The 17,691-nt window shown below is 74.9% G+C and carries 18 protein-coding genes; 8 read left to right on the top strand and 10 right to left on the bottom strand.

The features are described from left to right. The first annotated feature begins 115 nt into the window (after window positions 1–115). Entirely contained in the window at window positions 116–1,612 is a 1,497-nt protein-coding gene (locus tag ACTWLT_RS10860; RefSeq protein ID WP_445318222.1) for a hypothetical protein, read from the top strand. 21 nt (window positions 1,613–1,633) lie between these two features. Here ACTWLT_RS10860 and ACTWLT_RS10855 read toward each other — a convergent pair whose 3' ends face one another. Continuing rightward, a complete protein-coding gene (locus ACTWLT_RS10855; protein WP_445318221.1) occupies window positions 1,634–2,698 on the bottom strand; it encodes an NAD-dependent epimerase/dehydratase family protein in 1,065 nt (354 codons plus the stop codon). 239 nt (window positions 2,699–2,937) lie between these two features. Between ACTWLT_RS10855 and ACTWLT_RS10850 the strand changes: the two genes are divergently transcribed. Both ACTWLT_RS10850 and ACTWLT_RS10845 read left to right on the top strand, forming a co-directional pair. Then, complete coding sequence (locus tag ACTWLT_RS10850) at window positions 2,938–4,311, top strand: molybdopterin-dependent oxidoreductase (protein WP_445318220.1); 1,374 nt, start codon at window positions 2,938–2,940, stop codon at window positions 4,309–4,311. Beyond that, window positions 4,304–4,786 carry a hypothetical protein gene (locus ACTWLT_RS10845; protein ID WP_445318219.1) on the top strand — a complete coding sequence of 161 codons (483 nt, stop codon included), beginning with the start codon at window positions 4,304–4,306 and terminating at the stop codon, window positions 4,784–4,786. Before ACTWLT_RS10850 ends, ACTWLT_RS10845 begins: the two co-directional genes overlap by 8 nt. A gap of 76 nt (window positions 4,787–4,862) precedes the next feature. On the opposite strand, the gene ACTWLT_RS10840 is transcribed toward ACTWLT_RS10845, so the two are convergent. The 7 genes from ACTWLT_RS10840 to ACTWLT_RS10810 all read right to left on the bottom strand — a co-directional run bounded on the left by ACTWLT_RS10840 (window position 4,863) and on the right by ACTWLT_RS10810 (window position 10,645). Then, complete coding sequence (locus ACTWLT_RS10840) at window positions 4,863–5,570, bottom strand: RibD family protein (RefSeq protein ID WP_445318218.1); 708 nt, start codon at window positions 5,568–5,570, stop codon at window positions 4,863–4,865. Continuing rightward, complete coding sequence (locus ACTWLT_RS10835) at window positions 5,567–6,310, bottom strand: GTP cyclohydrolase II (RefSeq protein ID WP_445318217.1); 744 nt, start codon at window positions 6,308–6,310, stop codon at window positions 5,567–5,569. The genes ACTWLT_RS10840 and ACTWLT_RS10835 overlap by 4 nt, the downstream gene beginning before the upstream one ends. A 56-nt stretch (window positions 6,311–6,366) precedes the next feature. Continuing rightward, window positions 6,367–7,299 (bottom strand): lysylphosphatidylglycerol synthase transmembrane domain-containing protein, encoded by a 933-nt coding sequence (locus ACTWLT_RS10830; RefSeq protein WP_252415423.1) that lies wholly within the window; start codon window positions 7,297–7,299, stop codon window positions 6,367–6,369. Window positions 7,300–7,363: 64 nt separating this feature from the next. Then, window positions 7,364–8,188 (bottom strand): class I SAM-dependent methyltransferase, encoded by an 825-nt coding sequence (locus ACTWLT_RS10825; protein WP_445318216.1) that lies wholly within the window; start codon window positions 8,186–8,188, stop codon window positions 7,364–7,366. After that, a complete protein-coding gene (locus ACTWLT_RS10820) occupies window positions 8,185–9,264 on the bottom strand; it encodes a glycosyltransferase family 4 protein (RefSeq protein WP_445318251.1) in 1,080 nt (359 codons plus the stop codon). The genes ACTWLT_RS10825 and ACTWLT_RS10820 overlap by 4 nt, the downstream gene beginning before the upstream one ends. After that, entirely contained in the window at window positions 9,264–9,662 is a 399-nt protein-coding gene (locus ACTWLT_RS10815; RefSeq protein WP_252415421.1) for a 6-pyruvoyl trahydropterin synthase family protein, read from the bottom strand. The genes ACTWLT_RS10820 and ACTWLT_RS10815 overlap by 1 nt, the downstream gene beginning before the upstream one ends. Window positions 9,663–9,664: 2 nt before the next feature. Continuing rightward, window positions 9,665–10,645: a zinc-dependent alcohol dehydrogenase gene (locus tag ACTWLT_RS10810; RefSeq protein ID WP_445318215.1), complete on the bottom strand. Its 981-nt coding sequence runs from the start codon at window positions 10,643–10,645 to the stop codon at window positions 9,665–9,667. 93 nt (window positions 10,646–10,738) lie between these two features. Here ACTWLT_RS10810 and ACTWLT_RS10805 point away from each other — a divergent pair, with 93 nt between their 5' ends. The 3 genes from ACTWLT_RS10805 to ACTWLT_RS10795 are packed head-to-tail and all read left to right on the top strand — an operon-like array spanning window position 10,739 to window position 13,864. Next, window positions 10,739–11,638, top strand: a complete 900-nt coding sequence (locus ACTWLT_RS10805) for a CDP-alcohol phosphatidyltransferase family protein (protein WP_445318214.1) — start codon at window positions 10,739–10,741, stop codon at window positions 11,636–11,638. Further along, window positions 11,638–13,380, top strand: a complete 1,743-nt coding sequence (locus ACTWLT_RS10800; protein WP_445318213.1) for a sulfatase-like hydrolase/transferase — start codon at window positions 11,638–11,640, stop codon at window positions 13,378–13,380. Before ACTWLT_RS10805 ends, ACTWLT_RS10800 begins: the two co-directional genes overlap by 1 nt. A 49-nt stretch (window positions 13,381–13,429) precedes the next feature. Beyond that, a complete protein-coding gene (locus tag ACTWLT_RS10795; protein ID WP_445318212.1) occupies window positions 13,430–13,864 on the top strand; it encodes a VOC family protein in 435 nt (144 codons plus the stop codon). 34 nt (window positions 13,865–13,898) lie between these two features. Here ACTWLT_RS10795 and ACTWLT_RS10790 read toward each other — a convergent pair whose 3' ends face one another. Next, window positions 13,899–14,273: a nuclear transport factor 2 family protein gene (locus ACTWLT_RS10790; RefSeq protein WP_445318211.1), complete on the bottom strand. Its 375-nt coding sequence runs from the start codon at window positions 14,271–14,273 to the stop codon at window positions 13,899–13,901. Window positions 14,274–14,413: 140 nt separating this feature from the next. Here ACTWLT_RS10790 and ACTWLT_RS10785 point away from each other — a divergent pair, with 140 nt between their 5' ends. Then, complete coding sequence (locus ACTWLT_RS10785) at window positions 14,414–15,226, top strand: helix-turn-helix domain-containing protein (RefSeq protein ID WP_445318250.1); 813 nt, start codon at window positions 14,414–14,416, stop codon at window positions 15,224–15,226. 32 nt (window positions 15,227–15,258) lie between these two features. Here ACTWLT_RS10785 and ACTWLT_RS10780 read toward each other — a convergent pair whose 3' ends face one another. Then, the gene (locus ACTWLT_RS10780; protein WP_252415415.1) at window positions 15,259–15,852 is read right to left on the bottom strand and encodes a helix-turn-helix domain-containing protein; all 594 of its coding nucleotides are present in this window, start codon (window positions 15,850–15,852) and stop codon (window positions 15,259–15,261) included. 38 nt (window positions 15,853–15,890) lie between these two features. Between ACTWLT_RS10780 and ACTWLT_RS10775 the strand changes: the two genes are divergently transcribed. Continuing rightward, entirely contained in the window at window positions 15,891–17,501 is a 1,611-nt protein-coding gene (locus ACTWLT_RS10775) for an FAD-dependent oxidoreductase (protein WP_445318210.1), read from the top strand. Window positions 17,502–17,691: the final 190 nt, after the last annotated feature.

Here is a 17,691-nt window from a genome sequence, read left to right as displayed (position 1 = left end):
GCGAAGGCCGGAATGTGCTTACCGAACCCTTACCACCAGCGCATTTCTTACCGTCCGGTGACGGGCCGGCAGTTCCGCCCCGGGAGACGCGCTGTCGCCGTACCGTCCGGTGGTCATGACCTCGACCACCGCTCCCGCCACCGCCCCCGGGCGGACCCGGACCCGCCGCTGGCGGGGCGATCTGCTGGTGCTGGGCGTGGAGGCGGCGCTGCTCGCCGTGGCCGTGCTGGTGGGTGCGCTGCTGAACGCGCGCGGTGCCGGGTTGCACGCCGACGCCGCCCCGCTGTACGCGACCTGGCGGCCGCACGTGGGCTGGGGCAGCCCGGCCGCGCTGCTGGTGGCGGTCGCGGTCGTGGGCTGGGGCGTGCGGTGGGCGCGCACCGCCCGGTGGGCCGTCCTGCTGGTCGCCGCGTGGTTGGCGGCGGTGGCCTGGACGCTGTCGCTGGCCCTGGTGGACGGCTGGTCGGCGGGGCTGACCCGGCGGCTCACCCCACAGGCCGAGTACCTGCACGAGGTGCCCGGGGTCACCGACATTCCGGCGATGCTGGCCGGCTTCACCGGCCGGATCCTGGACTTCCAGCCGGACGCCTGGTCCACCCACACCGCCGGGCATCCCCCCGGCGCACTGCTGATCTTCGTCTGGCTGGACCGGGTCGGCCTGGGTGGGGGCACCGCCGCCGCGCTGGCCTGCGTGCTCGTCGGGGCCACGGTGGCGGTGTCGGTGCCGGTGACACTGCGGGCGCTCGGCGCGGCCGACGCGGCCCGCGCGGTGCTCCCGTTCCTCGTGCTGCTTCCGGGCGCGGTCTGGGTGGGCGCCTCCGCCGACGGCATCTTCGCCGCCGTGGTCGCGGCCGGCCTGGCCCTGCTGGCGGTGCGTGGCCGGGTCGCCGCCGCGGCCGGCGGCGCCGTGCTCGGCTTCGCGCTGCACCTGTCGTACGGGTTTCTGCTCGTCGGGGTGCTCGCGTTGGCCGTGCTGGCGCTGCGCCGTACCCACCGGTGGGGTGCGCTGCTCGCCGCCTGCGCGGGGGTGGTCGCCGTGACGGCGGTGTTCCTGGCGGCGGGTTTCCAGTGGTGGGACGGGTACCGGCTGGTGGTCGAGCGGTACTACCAGGGCTGGGCGGCGGACCGTCCCTACGGCTACTGGGTGTGGGCCAACGTGGCCGCCCTGCTGCTCAGCGCCGGGCCGGTGCTCGGGCCGGCACTGCGTCGGGTGCTGCTGGCCGTTCGACGGGAGTGGTGGCCGGCGCTGCGCGAGGCGCTACCGGCGCGCGCTGCCGTTCCGCCGACCGGTCCGGCACCGGGTGGCCCGCGCCTCGGTCCGGGAGCGGCAGCGACCGGGTGGCGGGCCGTCGGCCGGTTGGCCACGGCGGCGGCAGCGGCGGTACGCGCGGCCGGCCCGACCGTGCTGCTGCCACTGGCGGCCGTGGTGGCCGTCCTCGGCGCGGACCTGTCCGGGCTGAGCAAGGCCGAGGTCGAGCGGATCTGGTTGCCGTTCGTCGTGTGGCTGCTGGTGGCCACCGCCCGACTACCGGCGGGCTCGCGGCGCTGGTGGCTGGCCGGGCAGGCGGCCACCGCGCTGGCCGTCAACCACCTCGTCTGGACGGTGTCCTGAGCGCGCCCGCGAAGCAGGCGGTCAGCCGGCGATCGCGGCCGGCTCGCGCAGCGGGTCGGTGGCGAAGCCGGCCACCCCCTCGGCGAAGCCCACCCGGGCGGTGTAGCCGAGCAGGTCGACGGCCCGGCGTGGGTCCGCCACCACGTGCCGCACGTCGGCCGCCCGGGCGCCGCCGACAACCCGGGGAGCCGGTCCGCCCATCGCCTCGGCCAGGGTCGCCGCCAACTCCCCCACCGTGTGCGGCTCACCCGAGCAGATGTTCACCGGCACCAGCGTGGCCGGTGGCGCGGCGCCGGCCAGGGCCAGCAGGTTGGCCCGCGCGACGTCGGTGACGTGCACGAAGTCGCGCCGCTGCCGGCCGTCCTCCAACACCCGGGGTGCCTCGCCGGCCGCCAGCGCGGACCGGAAGATCGACGCCACTCCGGCGTACGGGGTGTCGCGGGGCATCCGGGGACCGTAGACGTTGTGGTAGCGCAGTGCCCAGACCGTGCCACCGGTCTGGCGGGCCCACGCCGCCGCCAGGTGCTCCTGGGCGAGCTTGGTCGCCGCGTACGTGCTGCGCGGGTCGAGTGGTGCGTCCTCGGGCACGAGGGCCGGGTCGAGGTCGAGGCCGCAGTGTGGGCAGGTCGGGTCGTACCGGCCGGCCGCCACGTCCTCGGCCCGGCGGGGCTCCGGGCGCACCGTGCCGTGGCCGGGGCAGGTGTAGCGCCCCTCGCCGTAGACCACCATCGAGCTGGCCAGCACCAAGCGTCCGATCCCTGCCCGGTGCAGCGCCGCCAGCAGCACCGCCGTGCCGTAGTCGTTGTGCGTGACGTAGTCGGGGGCGTCCGACGGGTCCAGGCCGTGCCCGACCATCGCCGCCTGGTGGCAGACCGCGTCCACCCCGGACAGCAGCCGGTCCAGCAGTGGGCCGTCGCGGACGTCCCCGCGTACCACGTCGTGCGTGCGGGACCACGCGGGCAGCTCACCGCCGTGCGCCTGCGGCAGCAGCGCGTCCAACGCCACCACCTCGTGCCCCTGCTCGACCAGCAGGTCGACGACCTGCGACCCGATGAACCCGGCCGCGCCGGTGACCAGTACCCGCATACCCGGTCACGGTAGGGCGGACGGGTGCCCGGCGGGCCGGTTCCGGCGACCCGTAAGGAGTTCGCAACAGGTCGACGGGCACAGGTCAGCCGGTAAGCGTTCGGTAATCCGGCAAACGCGTCCGGGCCCGACCTGCGCGTTCTAGCCTGCCCGCAGCGCATCCGCCGCCGACCGACGGCGGCCCGCCGCCCGCCCGGCCGCCGGCCGGTGCGGCACCCGGCGGCGAGGAAGGAGCAACGGTGTCTCGCAGCAGACCCGGTCCGAGCACCGACCCGACCGGCGCGCCACCGGCGAACGCGGACGACCACGGCGCACCGCGCCGGTTCTGGCGGGCGCTGGACCGGCACCGGCCACCCGGCGTGGACACCCTCGACCGGAGCTGGCGCAGCCCGCTGCGCGGCCCCTGGCTCACCGCCGTCTACGGGTCGGTGCTGCTGGTCGGACTGCCGCTGGTGATCATCACCGGGCTGCTCGACTACGCGGCCTACGGCCCTCGCTTCGGCCAGGCGTTCCCGCACGACGTGGGCTGGCTGCGGCTGCCCACGTTCGACTGGCCGACCCGGCCGTCCTGGCTGTTCCGGGTCACCCAGGGACTGCACGTCACGCTCGGGATCGTGCTCATCCCCGTGGTGCTGGGCAAGCTCTGGTCGGTGATCCCGAAGCTGTTCAACTGGCCGCCGGCCCGCTCGCTGGCCCAGGTGCTGGAACGGCTCACCCTGCTGCTGCTGGTCGGGGGGATCCTGTTCCAGATCGCCACCGGGCTGCTCAACATCCAGTACGCGTACCTGTTCGGTTTCGACTTCTACACCGCCCACTACTTCGGCGGGTGGGTCTTCATCGGGGCGTTCGTGGCGCACGTGGTACTCAAGCTGCCCCGCCTGGTGACCGCGCTACGGTCCCGCCCGCTCGCCGCCGAGCTGCGTACCCCGGTCGTCGCGACCCGCCCCGAGCCACCCGACCCGGACGACCTGGTGGCGGCACGACCCGGCCCGGCCACGGTCAGCCGGCGCGGCGCGGTCGGCCTGGTCGGCGGCGCGACGCTGCTGCTGGCGGCGCTGACCGTCGGGCAGACCCTGGACGGCCCGCTACGTCGCACCGCGCTGTTGCTGCCGCGCGGGCGCGACAACGGCCCCGGGCCGAACGGCTTCCCGGTCAACCGCACCGTCGCCGCCGCCGGCGTACGTCCCGAGGAAACGGGCAGCGGCTGGCGACTGACCCTGCGCGGCGCGGGCCGCACGGTGACCCTGGACCGGCCCGGGCTGCTGGCCATGGCGCAGCACACCGCCGCGCTGCCGATCGCCTGCGTGGAGGGCTGGTCGACCCGGCAGACCTGGACCGGCGTACGGCTGCGTGACCTCGCCGCCCTGGCCGGGGTCGCCGACCCGGCCTCCGCGCGGGTGTCGTCACTGGAGAAGGCCGGGCTGTTCCGGGAGGCGGTGCTCGCGCCCAACCAGGTCCTCGACCCGGATTCCCTGCTCGCGCTGCGGGTCAACGGCGTCGACCTCTCCCCCGACCACGGTTTCCCGGCCCGGGTCATCGTCCCGGCCCTGCCGGGGGTGCACTGCACCAAGTGGGTCGCCGAGATCGACTTCCGGGTGCGCGGCGATGACTGAGCTGACCGCCCGGCTGCGCGCCGGTTACGGCGCCGGCCCCCGGCACCTGATCGTGGTGACGGCCGCCATCGTGCTCGCCGGCTGGGTGGCGCTGCGGCTGGCCGGCGAGGCGACGGCCGGCCGCATGCTGCTCTGGTTCCTCGGCGCGGTCATCGCCCACGACCTGGTGCTCTTCCCGGCGTACGCGACCGCCGACCGGGTGCTGCGGGCCGTGATCCGCCCCGGGCCGGACCGCCGGGTCGCACTGCTCAACCATCTCCGGGCGCCGGCGCTCGCCAGCGCCCTGCTGTTCCTGGTCTTCGCCCCCGGCATCCTGAGGTTGGGCGAGACCACCCACCTCGCGGCCACCGGCCAGAACCAGCACCCCTACCTGTCCCACTGGCTGCTGCTCACCGCCGCCCTCTTCCTGTCCAGCGCCCTGACCTACGCCCTCCGCGCAGCCTGGCGCCGCCTGACCACCCGCCGGCGATCATGAGGTTGGCGGGGCGATCGGAGACCGAATCGCCCGCCAACCTCATGATCAACGGGGTCGGGTGTGGGGGAAACGGCGGTCAGGCTCCCGGGAAGCGGTCGGAGAGGGCGTAGCGGAGGAGGACCACGTCGCCGATCTGGCGCGTCTCGGCCAGGCGGGCGCGGCGGCCGGGGTGCCAGGGGAACCGGCCCTCGCCGACGAACCGGGGCGCGCGGCCGTCCCCGACGAAGAACGGGGCGACCACCAGGTGCAACTCGTCGGCGAGGCCGGCGGTGAGGAACTGGGCGTGCACCGTCCCGCCACCCTCCACCATCAGCCGCCGCACACCCCGGCCGGCCAGGTCGGCCAGGACCCACCCGGGGTCGACCGGGTCACCCGCGTCCACCACCGTGGAGACCCGACCCAGCCGCTCCTGCGTCTTCTCCAACGCGCCGGTGGCGCAGTAGACGAGCCGGGGTGGGTCGCCGGCGGTGAAGAAGCGGGCGGTCGGGTCGAGGTCGCCCCGGGCGGTCAGGGTGACCTTGGTGGGCGTGGAGGGCCGGCCGCACGCCACCCGCTCGGCCCGACGGCGGGCTGAGCGCACCAGCAACCGGGGGTCGTCGCGGCGGACCGTGCCGGCGCCGACCAGGATCGCGTCGCAGCTGGCCCGGACCGCGTCTACCCGGTCCAGGTCGTCGTCGTTGGACAGCAGCAGCCGCTGGTCCGAGGCGTCGTCGATGTAGCCGTCGATCGAGGTGGCGCAGCTCAGCAGCACGTACGGCCGCGTCGGCGCCGGCCGGCAGGTCACCGCGAGAAGGGCCGGTCGGGGGTACGGCCCGCCGGCGCGGGAGGCGCACCGTCGGCCACCTCGGACCGTGTCGCCCCGGCCGCCGCCGCTGCCCTGGCCTCGGCCAACTCGGTCTCCGCCGCCTTGGCCGCCTTCGCCGCGAGATAGTCGGCGTTGGCCGGGGACAGGAAGATGCCGGTGGGCACCCGCTCGACGACCGTGACGCCCAGCCGCGTCAACTGCTCGGCCTTGTCCGGGTTGTTGCTGAGCAGCCGGATCCGCGGCACGCCCAGGGTGGCCAGCATCTGCGCCGCGACGCTGTAGTCCCGCTCGTCCTCGCCCCGACCGAGCGCGAGGTTGGCCTGGTAGGTGTCCAGGCCGGCGTCCTGCAGGGCGTACGCGTCCAGCTTGGCGTACAGGCCGATGCCCCGGCCCTCCTGCCGCAGGTAGAGCAGGAACCCACCGGCCTCGGCGATCCGCTGCACGGCCTCGCGCAACTGCGGCCCGCAGTCGCAGCGCTGACTGCCGAACACGTCCCCGGTCAGGCATTCGCTGTGCGGGCGGACCAGCGGCGGCTCACCCCCGGCGGCGAGCCGGTCCAGCGCGCCGGCCCAGTCGCCGAGACCGAGGGCGAGGTGTTCCCGGCCGTCCACGAGGCCCTTGAACGAGAACACCCGGGCGGTCGTGGCGTAGCCGTCGGGAAACGCCAACGGCACCGTGACCTGCGTACGGACCGTGGCTACCGGCAGTGCTTCGCGCATGGGACTCCTTTGTCCGGCGCCACCGTCGCGCGGCGGCGCGTCCTTCCACAACCGGCTCAACAGCCGTCGCCGGTTTCCCGCCCGCCCGCCGGAACCCGAGCACGCCGGGCGAGCAGCACAGCGGCACCGGGCAGGCTTGCCACCAGCACAAGTCCACCGTAGACGGTGGCGGTGGCAATTCCCTGGGCGGCGGTGAGCCCGGCCGCGCCGAACACCCACGCGGCCACCCCCTCGCGCGGGCCGAAGCCGGCGATGTTCAGCGGCAAGCCCATGGCCAGCAGGGCGAGCAGCGTCAACGGCAGCAGCCGGGACAGCGGGGCGTCCGAGCCGGCGGTACGCGCCGCCACCAGGAAGGTGGCCAGGTGACCGGCGACCATCACGGTGGAGGCGAGCAGCACGCCGAACCAGGTCCGGCGGGACAGCAGCCCGGCCCGGACGTCCGCCACGGCCGTGCGCAGCCCTCGTGCCCACCGCGACCGACCGGTCCGGGGCAGGACCCGGGCCAGCAGCACGGCCGCCAACCCGGCGGCGACCAGCAACGCGGCGGCGGCCGGCAGATAGGGGCGCACCGGCGACGGGAAGGCGGCCAGCACCACGAGCGCCACGGCCACCAGCACCACCTGACCGGCGGCACGTTCCCAGACCACCGCGCGGATGCCCCGGCTCACGTCGCCGGCGTCCCGGCCGTGGCGTACCGCACGGTGCACGTCCCCGAGCACACCGCCGGGCAGGGTGGCGTTGAGGAACACCGCGCGGTAGCAGTGCGCCACCGCGGTCGCCAGCGGCAGCCGTACGCCCAGGCCACCGGCGACCAGGCTCCACCGCCAGGCCGCGCAGACCGTGGTGAGCACACCGATGAGCAGGGCCGCGGCCAGCGCCGGCGCGTCGATCAGCCGCACCCCGGCCAGGAACGGACCGGTGCCCACCTGCCACAGCAGGACGGCGAGCAGGCCCACCCCGCCGACCACTCGTGCCCAGGCCCAGAACATCGGCGCCGGTCCTCCCTGAAGATCGTCCACTTGCCCCAGTTCACGTATCCGGGCCGCGAGCGGTTCATCCGTGGGCGAGGAGGTCCCGGTGCTCGACCAGCACACCGAGCCGGCCGGCGGCCGCGTCGGCCAGCCTGCGCCGGGCGTACGGCCCGACCCGGTCGGCCAGTTCCGGGCGCTGTGCGCAGGCCGCTCCCAGCCAGCCCCGGAACCACTCGACGGCCAGGTCGGCCTGTTCGGGGCCGAGCCGCCACGGGCTGGGCCGCTGGCGTACCGGGACGCCCCGGCGGGCGAACGCGGCGGCGGTCGCGTCGGCGGCGTCGGGGCCGAGCAGCCGCCGGCCGTCGACGGTACGGCGCTGGTGGTCGTTGAACGCGGCCTCGATCACCGGGTCCAGCGGGTCCGCCGGGGTGAGCCGGACCTGCCCGGTCACCGAGATCGCGAACAGGGTGGGGCGGCCGGCGGCGGCGCAGGCGTCCACCACCCTCTCGACCTCCTCGGCGGTCAGCATGTCCAGCAGCGCCGACGCGGTGATCAGGGCGCCGTCGGCCAGGTCCTCGGCGGTCAGCCGGGTGAGGTCACCGTGCCGGGTGCTCACCGTGACCGGCGCTCCGTCCGCGGCGGTTACGCCGGCCATGGCGTCGGCGGCCCGGGACAGCAGGTCGGCGTCCCGGTCGTGCAGCACCCAGTGCTGTGGGCCGGGCAGGCGGGCCGCCAGCCAGCGGCTCATCGAGCCGGTGCCGCTGCCCAGGTCGTGGATCAGCGTCGGGCCGTCGCCGGTCAACCGGGGCCGGAGCACGTCGACCAGGTCCTCGGCGCGGGCCGCCGCGTCGGCGGCTTCGCGCAGCCGTAGCCAGTCGGCGAACGGCAGGGTCTCCTCGACGGTCATCCCGTCACCTCCTCCAGCGCGGCGGCCAGCAGCGCGGTCGTCACCGGCCAGTCGGTCAGGGTCTCCCGCCGGGCGAGGGCGGCGCGCCGCAGGCGAGTGCGCAGCGTGTCGTCGCCCAGCCAGCGGGCCAGCGCTCCGGCCAGCGCCGCCGGGTCGTCCGGCGGGACCAGCAACCCGGGCCGGTCACCGCCGGGGGCGTGGCCGAGCGCCTCGGGCAGACCACCGACCTCCGTGCCGAGCACCGGCAGGCCTCGGGCCAGCGCCTCGGTGACGACCATCCCGTACGTCTCGCCCCGCGACGGGAGCACCAGCAGGTCGGCGGCGGCGTACTCGGCGTCCAGCGCCGCCCCGGTCAACGGGCCGGCCAGCCGGACCCGGTCGGCGACCTGCGCCCCCGCCAGCCGCTCCCGCAGCCGGTGCACCAACTCCGGCTCCCGGGCCAGTGTGCCGGCGCAGACCAGCGTCCACGGCAGCCCGGCCAGGGTGGACAGCGCGTCGACCAGCACGTCGTGCCCCTTGTGGCGGGTCACCGCCGCCACGCAGAGCAGCCGGTTGCCGGCGGCGGAGCCGGGCACCGCCGGGGCGGCGGTCACCCCCGGCGGTGCCGCCCGGACCCGGTCGGCGGGCAGCGGGTGGCGGGCGAGCAACCGGCGGCGGGTCCACTCGCTGGTGGTGACCACAACCCGGGCGGTGGCCAGCGCGGCGGCCTCGGCGTCGTCGTCCAGCGGCATGTGCACCAGGACGACCAGGCGCAACCGGCGGGCGTGCGGGGCGAGCAGGTCCGGCACGGTCGAGGCGATCAGGCCGTCGAGCAGCACCACCGCGTCGTCCGGCGTGGCCGCGAGCAACCGGGCGAGCGCCGACCGGTCCACCGGGTCGGGGTGCGGCCAGGCGCCGCGCACCGGATGCTCACGCACCGACCAGCCCTGCTCACCCAGCCCTCGACAGATCCGCCGGTCGTAGACGTTGCCGCCGCTGGGCGTCGCCGGGTCGTCGATGTCGCCGGGCAGGACGACGTGGACGGTGCGGCCCTGCGCTCCCGGCCGGCCGACCGGCGTCGCCCGACCCGCACCGATCACAGCGACCGCTCGTAGCTGGCCCAGGCGACGTGCGACTCGTGCAGGGTGACGGTGATGCCGGCCAGCTCGCGCGCCCCGGCGCCGAGCTGGCCGGCGTGCACCCGCTCGGCCAGCCGGTCGGCGACCGTACGGGCCAGCACCTCGGTCGTGGTGTTCACCCCGGCGAACGCGGCCTCGTCGTCCAGGTTGCGGTAGGTCAGCTCGCCGAGCACGGCGCGCAGCTGCTCGGTGGCCAGACCGATGTCGACCACGATGCCGTCGGCGTCCAGGTCCGGCCGACGGAACGTCGCGTCCACCACGAAGGTCGCCCCGTGCAGACGCTGGGCCGGGCCGAACACCTCGCCCCGGAAACTGTGGGCGATCATCATGTGATCCCGAACGGTCACGCTGAACACGGTCACTCCCCGTCGTAGGTGATGAGGTGGCAGAGCGCGGGCAGGTCGCCCGTGCTGAGTCGAGCGAGCACGTCGGGCAGCTCCGCGAAGCGGGACGCACCGGTGATCAGCGCGTCGAACGCGGGGTCGTCGAGCAGGTCCAGGGCGAGCGCCAGCCGCTCGGCGTAGCTGCGCCGGCCCCGCCGGGCGGGCGCGACCATACCGACCTGACTGCTGCGTACGGTCAGCCGGCCGGAGTGGAAGGCCCCGCCCAGCGACACCTGCACCGGGCGGTCGCCGTACCAGCTCAGCTCGACCACCGTGCCCTCCGGCGCGAGCAGGTCCAGCGAGCGCTGCAGCCCGGCGGCGGTGGCGCTGGCGTGCACGACCAGGTCCCGGTCACCGGAGGCGTCCGCCGGGCGGGCGAACGCCACGCCGAGCGCGCCGGCCACCCCGGCCCGGCGGGCGTCGGTGTCGATCAACTCGACGTCCACGCCGGGGAACCGGGCGAGCAGCGCGGCGACGCAGCAGCCCACCATGCCCGCGCCGACCACGCTGACCCGGTCACCGACCAGCGGCGCGGCGTCCCACAGCGCGTTCACCGCGGTCTCCACGGTGCCGGCGAGCACCGCCCGCGCGGGCGGCACCCCGTCGGGCACCGGCACCACGGCGGTGGCCGGCACGACGTACGCGCTCTGGTGGGGGTGCAGGCAGAAGACCGTGCGCCCCAGCAGGGCCGGTGGACCCTGCTCGACCACGCCGACGCTCAGGTAGCCGTACTTCACCGGGCCCGGGAAGTCGCCCTCCTGGAACGGCGCGCGCATCGCGGCGTACTGGTCGGGGGGCACCCGGCCGGCGAAGACCAGCGTCTCGGTGCCCCGGCTGACCCCGGAGTATCGCGCCCGGACCAGCACCTCGTCGGGACCCGGTGCGGGCAGCGTCACCGGCCGGATCTCCGCCGAGCCGGGCTCGCGCACCCAGCAGGCGTACGCCTCGCGGATCACCGTCGCGCACCTCACCTTTGCTTCCGGCCGAACCGAACGGCCACGTTTTCCGTGTTCCCTGTCGGGGTCGTCGATCATAAACACGGAGGTACGGTGCCCACAGTTCGAAGTGGTCCGATGATCGGGCTGGGCGCGCAACTGGTCGTGCTGGCGGCGTTGGCCGCCACCGTGGGGCTGGGCGGCGCGGGTTGGCTGGTCGGGACCGGCTACGCGGTGGTCACCTGCATCGCGTTGAGCCGGGGCCTGCGCCAGGCCGGCGCGTCGCGGTTGGGCCCCGCCGACCGGGTGACGCTGACCCGGGCCGTCCTGGTCGGAGCTGTCACCGCACTGGTGGTGGACTCGTTCGGCCGGCCCTCGCCGGTGGGGCTGCTGGTCGCGGTGAGCGCGGTGGCACTGCTGCTGGACGCCGTGGACGGTCAGGTGGCGCGGCGCACCGGCACGGTCAGCGCTCTCGGCGCGCGCTTCGACATGGAGGTCGACGCGTTCCTCATCCTGGTGCTCAGCGTGTACGTCGCGCCGGCCGCCGGAGCGTGGGTGCTGGCCATCGGCGCGATGCGGTACGCGTTCGTCGCGGCGAGCGCGGTGCTGCCCTGGCTCAGCGGGTCGCTGCCACCGCGCTACTGGCGCAAGGTGGTGGCCGCCGCGCAGGGTGTGCTGCTGGCGGTGGCCGCGGCGCGGGTGCTGCCGGAGCCGTGGACGACGCTGGTGCTGGTGGTGGCGCTGACGCTGCTGGTGGAGTCGTTCGGACGGGACGTCGCCTGGCTGTGGCGCCGCCGCCCGGCGGCCCGCCCGGTCGCGCCGGCACCGGTCGCTGTCGCCGCACCCGCGCCGGCCGCGTCGCCGGTTCCGGTGCCACGGGTCGTGCCCGTCCCGGTGGTGCTGCTGCCGGTGGCCGGGCACTCCCCCGTCACCGTGCCGCCCCTGCTGCCGGTGCACGCTCCGGCGATGGCGGCGCGCTCGGCCGGTACCGTCCACTCCGACTGGAGGCTCTGATGACCCTTCCCACCCGGGTACGCCGGCTGGCCGGCCGGTTCGGCTCGCGCCCCTCCGCCGCGGAGGAGGCGTCGGCGCGTACTCCCGGGGTGTCGGCGGCCGAGCGCGGCCCAGCGCGGCGGGCGGTGGCCGGGGTGGGCAGTGTGCTGGCGGTGCTGCTGGTGTTCGTCGTCCTGGTCGGCCCGGACCGGCTCGGTCTGCTGACGCCCGGGGCCTTCCTGCGCATCCCGCTGGAAGGGTTGGTCATGGCCGCGCTGCTGCTGGCGCTGCCCACGCGACCCCGGCGGGCGGTGGTGGTCGTCGTGGGGCCGCTGCTCGGCCTGCTGGCCATCGTGAAGCTCGCCGACCTGGGCTTCCGCGCGGCCCTCGACCGGCCGTTCGACCTGGTGCTGGACTGGCTGCTGCTGGACGACGCGTTCGGCTTCGTCCGGGACTCGGCCGGTCGGGCCGGCGCGGTCGGCGCGGCGGTGGGCGCCGTGCTGCTGGTCGGCGCGCTGCTGCTGGTGCTGACGCTGGCGCTGCGGCGGCTGGCGGCCCTGCTGGCCCGTCACGAGCGGGTGGCGACCCGGGCGGTGGCCACGCTGACGGTCGCCTGGCTGGCCTGCGCCGTCGTCGGGGTCCGGGTGGTCCCGGGCGTGCCGGTGGCCGACGCCGGGATCACCGCGCTGGTCGGCGCGCACGCCGGGCAGGTGGACGAGCGGCTGCGCGACCGCGGCGCCTTCACCGCCCAGATCGCCACCGACCCGTTCCGCGACACCCCGGGCGACCAACTGCTGACCGGGCTACGCGGAAAGGACGTCATCCTCGCCTTCGTGGAGAGCTACGGGCGGGACGCGGTGGAGGACCCGGAGTTGGCGCCGCAGGTCAACGCGGTGCTGGACTCGGGAACCCAGCGACTGCGCGCGGCCGGGTACGGCTCCCGCAGCGGCTTCCTCACCTCCCCGACCTTCGGCGGTGGCAGCTGGTTGGCGCACGACACGCTGCTGTCCGGCCTGTGGACGGACAACGAGCAGCGGCACCGCAGCCTGCTGGCCAGTGACCGGCTCACCCTCAACGGCGCGTTCCAGCGGGCCGGTTGGCAGACCGTCGGGGTGTTGCCGGCGGCCACCCAACCGTGGCCGGAGAAGGGGTTCTTCTCCTACGACCGCTACTACGACGCCGAGGTGCTCGGCTATCGGGGGCCGTCGTTCAGCTACGCCCCGATGCCCGACCAGTACACGATGTCGTTCTTCCAGCGGCAGGTTCGCGCCCGCGCGGACCAGCCGGTGATGGCCGAGATCCCGCTGGTCTCCAGCCACTCGCCCTGGACGGCGATACCCCGGATGATCGGCTGGGACGAGGTGGGCGACGGCTCGATCTACCACGGCGCCGCCGCCGGCGAGGACAGCGGCGACGCCGACGGTGACACCAGCCGGATCCGGGCCGGATACCGGCAGGCCATCGGGTACTCGCTGGAGACGTTGATCTCCTACGTGCAGACCTACGGCGACGACGACCTGGTGCTGGTCTTCCTCGGCGACCACCAGCCCGCCCCCGTGGTCACCGGCGAGGGCGCCAGCCGGGACGTGCCGATCACCATCGTCGCCCGTGACCCGGCCGTACTGGCCCGAGCGGCCGGCTGGGGCTGGGAGGACGGCCTGCGGCCGGGTCCGCGGGCCCCGGTGTGGCCGATGGACACCTTCCGGGACCGGTTCCTGACCAGCTTCGGGCCGTCGACGCCGCCGATCGCCGCACCCCGCTGAGGGGCGGCCCCGTGGTGACGACGAGGGATCCCGCCCCTATGGTGGACCGATGGCGTCGGTCAGGCAGGTCCAGGTCACCTTCGACTGCGCGGAACCCGAGCGCGTCGCCCGCTTCTGGTGCGAGGTGCTGGGGTACGTCGTACCGCCGCCACCGGAGGGGTTCGCCACCTGGGACGAGTTCGACCGTGCGCTGCCGCCTGAGCAGCAGGGCTCGGCGTTCGCCTGCGTCGATCCCACCGGTGTGGGCCCGCGACTGTTCTTCCAGCGCGTCCCCGAAGGCAAGGTCGTCAAGAATCGGGTGCATCTTGACGTGCGGGTCGGCACCGGGCTCGTGGGTGACGAGCGCCTGGCGGCACTTGAGGCCGAATGCGCACGACTGGTCGCGCTCGGCGGGGTGCGCGTGCGCCTGCTGCCCGCCGATGGCGTCAACGAGTCGTGTCTCGTGATGCAGGACGTCGAGGGCAACGAGTTCTGCCTCGACTGAGTGCCGCCAACCCGGCGCGGGTCGGGTGGGTGCGTCATCGGCTCTCCGCCGGAACTCGGTCCAGGAAGCCCAGCACCTGGGTCAGGCGTCCGTTGCCGTCGACCACTGCGACGTCGAAACCCGCGATCGGTGCCTCGCCGCTCTCCGGCCCGAGCTCCCAGGTGAAGCGGACCTGGTTGTGGTGGCCGTCGACCGGGCCGGCCAACCGGAACGTCATGCCGGGGAACTGACTCTGCACCGCGGCGATCGTCGCGTCGACGGCCTCCCGGCCCTCGGCGACGGCCAGCGGGTCCACGTAGCGGCCCTCGGGTGCCCACAGGTCGTCGATGTCCTGACGCCGCCTCGCCGGATCGGTCTCATTCCAGATCGCGATGTACCGCTCGGCCAGCTCATCGAATGCCGCAGTCATGGAACTCTCCTCGTTCGCCGGAAATGGGGGCGGGTCGCCGCCTCTGGAAAAAGGATCTCCGGTGCCGTGGCGCCTGTCGATTACGTCGCAGGTAATGGCCCGCGCTCCGATGCGGTACCTAGGGTCGGGGCGTGACGACCATGACAAGGCAGGGGCGACCCGTCGGAGAGCTGCTGCGCGACTGGCGCCGAACGCGCGGGCTGAGCCAGCTCGACCTGTCGATCGAGGCGGGGGTGTCGACCCGGCATCTGAGCTTCGTGGAGACCGGGCGATCCCGGCCGAGTCCGGATCTCATCCTGCGGTTGGCGGACCAGCTCGACATGCCGCTGGCCGAGCGCAACACGGCGCTGCTCGCCGGCGGCTACGCGCCCGCCTACCCCAGCCACGAGCTCAGTGATCCGGAACTGGTTCCGGTACGTGCCGCCGTACGGCAGATCCTCGACGGACACGACCCGTACCCCGCGGTGCTCATCGACCAGCACTGGCATCTCGTCGAAGCCAACCCGGCCGTCGCTCTGCTCACCGCTGGCGCCGAACCCCACCTCCTGACCCCACCGGTCAACGTGCTGCGACTCAGCCTGCACCCCGACGGCATGGCCCCGCGAATCCTCAACCTGCCGGAGTGGCGCGCCCACCTGCTCCACCGGCTGCGCCAGCAGGCCGCGACGACCAACGACCCGGCCCTGCACGAACTGCACGAGGAGCTTCGCGGCTATCCGGGCGACAACGACCGTACGACGCCGGTCAGGGACGCGGTCGCGCGCGTCGTCATCCCGCTGCGGTACTGCCACGACGGCCGGGAGCTGTCGTTCTTCACGACCACCACCGTCTTCGGCACACCTCGGGATGTCACCGTCTCCGGGCTGGCCGTCGAGGCCTTCTTCCCTGCCGACCCGGCGACCACGGACACGCTCCACACCCTCGCCAGGACCCGAGCCCGAACGGACACTTGACCAGGAACAGCACGGGCGCTCCCGAGCCGCGACTACCGGTCGTCGGACCCGGTGGGGCGGGCGCGGACGTGCAGCCGCTCCCCCTGCGGCCCGAAGAGGCTGAGGACCTCGGTGGTGCCGGGGCCGGGGTTGGACAACCGGTGCGGGACGCGGGTGTCGAACTCGGCCACCTCGCCCGGGGTCAGCGTCAGGTCGTGCTCGCCGAGCAGCAGGCGCAGCCGGCCGGAGAGCACGTAGATCCACTCGTACCCCTCGTGGGTCTGCTGGGTCAGCTCCCCGGTGGGCGTGTTCGGCGGGAGGATCTGCTTGAACGCCTGCAGACCACCCGGTCGGCGGGTCAGGGGCAGGAACGTCACGCCGTGCTTGACGATGGGCTTGGGGCGTACCCGGGGGTCTCCGGTCGCCGGGGCGTCCACCAGCTCGTCCAACGGCACCTGGTAGGCCCGGGCCAGCGGGAGCAGCAGCTCCAGGGTGGGCCGGCGGCTGCCGGACTCCAGCCGGGACAGGGTGCTCACCGAGATGCCGGTCAGGTCGGCGAGCTGGGCCAGGGTGGTCCCGCGCTGGTGGCGCAGGGCACGCAGCCGCGGGCCGACGGCGGCCAGCGCCGCGCTGTCGTCGTTTGCCATAACGGCAAGGATAGTTGCCGCCCGGCCGGCGGCGACGGATGGTGGGCTCAGCCGAGAAGCAGGGAGACACACCGGTGGACGAGACATATGACGTGGTGGTGGTGGGCGGCGGCGCGGCGGGGCTCAGCGGAGCCCTGGCACTGAGCCGCGCCCGACGGTCGGTGCTCGTGATCGACTCCGGCGAGCCGCGCAACGCGCCGGCCGACCACGTGCACAACTACCTGGCGCGCGAGGGAACGCCGCCGGCCGAACTGGTCGCGGCCGGCCGCGCCGAGGTGGCCGGGTACGGCGGGACGTTCCTGGCCGGGCGGGTGGAGACGGCGACCCGGGACGACGACGGGTTCCGCCTCAGCCTCGACGACGGGCAGGCGGTGCGCGCCCGGCGGCTGCTGGTGGCCACCGGCCTGACCGACGAACTGCCCGACGTGCCCGGGTTGGCGCAGCGGTGGGGTCGCGACGTGCTGCACTGCCCGTACTGCCACGGCTGGGAGGTCCAGGACCGGCGGATCGGTGTGCTGGCCACCGGGCCGATGGCCGTGCACCAGGCCGAGATGTGGCGGCAGTGGAGCTCGGACGTGCTGCTCCTGCTGCACGACGCCCCGGCACCGGACGAGGAGGCGGCCGAGCGGCTCGCCGCCCGGAGCATCGCCGTGGTGCCGGGTCCGGTCGCCGCGCTGGAGGTGACCGGGGACGCGCTGACCGGCGTCCGGCTCGCCTCCGGCCGGGTGGTGGCGCTCGACGCGGTGGTGGTCACCACCCGGACGGCCCCGCGCGCCGGGTTGCTGGTGGGGCTGGGCCTGGCCCCGGAGGAGGTCACGATGGGCGGGTACGTGATCGGCAGCCAGATCCCGGCCGACGCCACCGGGGCGACGACCGTGCCGGGAGTCTGGGTGGCCGGCAACGTCGCCGACGTACGAGGCCAGGTGATCACAGCCGCCGCGGCCGGCCTGACGGCCGGGGCGGCCATCAACGCCGACCTGATCGCCGAGGAGACCCGCGACGCGGTGACCGCGTACCGGCAGCTGGTGGCCACGGCCTTCGAGGAGCCGGCGTGGGAGGAGCGCTACCGTTCCCGGCCGGCCGTGTGGAGTGGCCGGGCGAACCCGCAACTGGTCACCGAGGCCGCCGATCTGGCACCGGGGCGGGCACTGGACGTGGGCAGCGGCGAGGGCGCCGACGCCGTGTGGTTGGCCGAGCGCGGCTGGCGGGTGACGGCGGTGGACATCTCCACCACCGCGCTGGGCCGGGCCGCCGGGCACGCCGACGCCGCCGGGGTCGGCGACCGCATCGAGTGGACGCACGCCGACCTGCGCGAGAAGCCGCCCACCGAGGAGGCGTACGACCTGGTGTCCGCGCAGTTCATGCACCTGCCGCCGGCGCAGCGGCGGGAGCTGTTCGCCCGGCTGGCCGCAGCGGTGGCGCCGGGCGGCACCCTGCTGATCGTCGGGCACCACCCGTCGGACCTGTGGACGTCCGCGCACCGGATGCACATGCCCGACATGATGTACACGGCCGAGGACGTGGCCGGCGAGCTGGATCCGGCCCGGTGGGAGGTGCTCACCGCCGAGGCCCGGCCTCGCGCCGCCACGGACCCGGAGGGCCGGGACATCACCCTGCACGACGCGGTGCTGGTCGCCCGCCGGCGCTGAACACCGATGCCGGTGGCGGCCCGTCCGCCACCGGCTCGCGCCACTGTGGACGGCGACAAAGGTCGCGGATCACCGTCTTCCGGGCGGCGCTCCGTCACGATCCACCGGGGAAAGGACGGGTGCTCGGAGGTTGTCGTGGGCGGTGGTGGGGCGGGCCTACTCACGGCGCGGCCTCGGCGGTAGCGTTGCG

The organism is Micromonospora yongxingensis (assembly GCF_052601155.1).
This window is presented reverse-complemented; position numbering and strand designations above follow the sequence as displayed.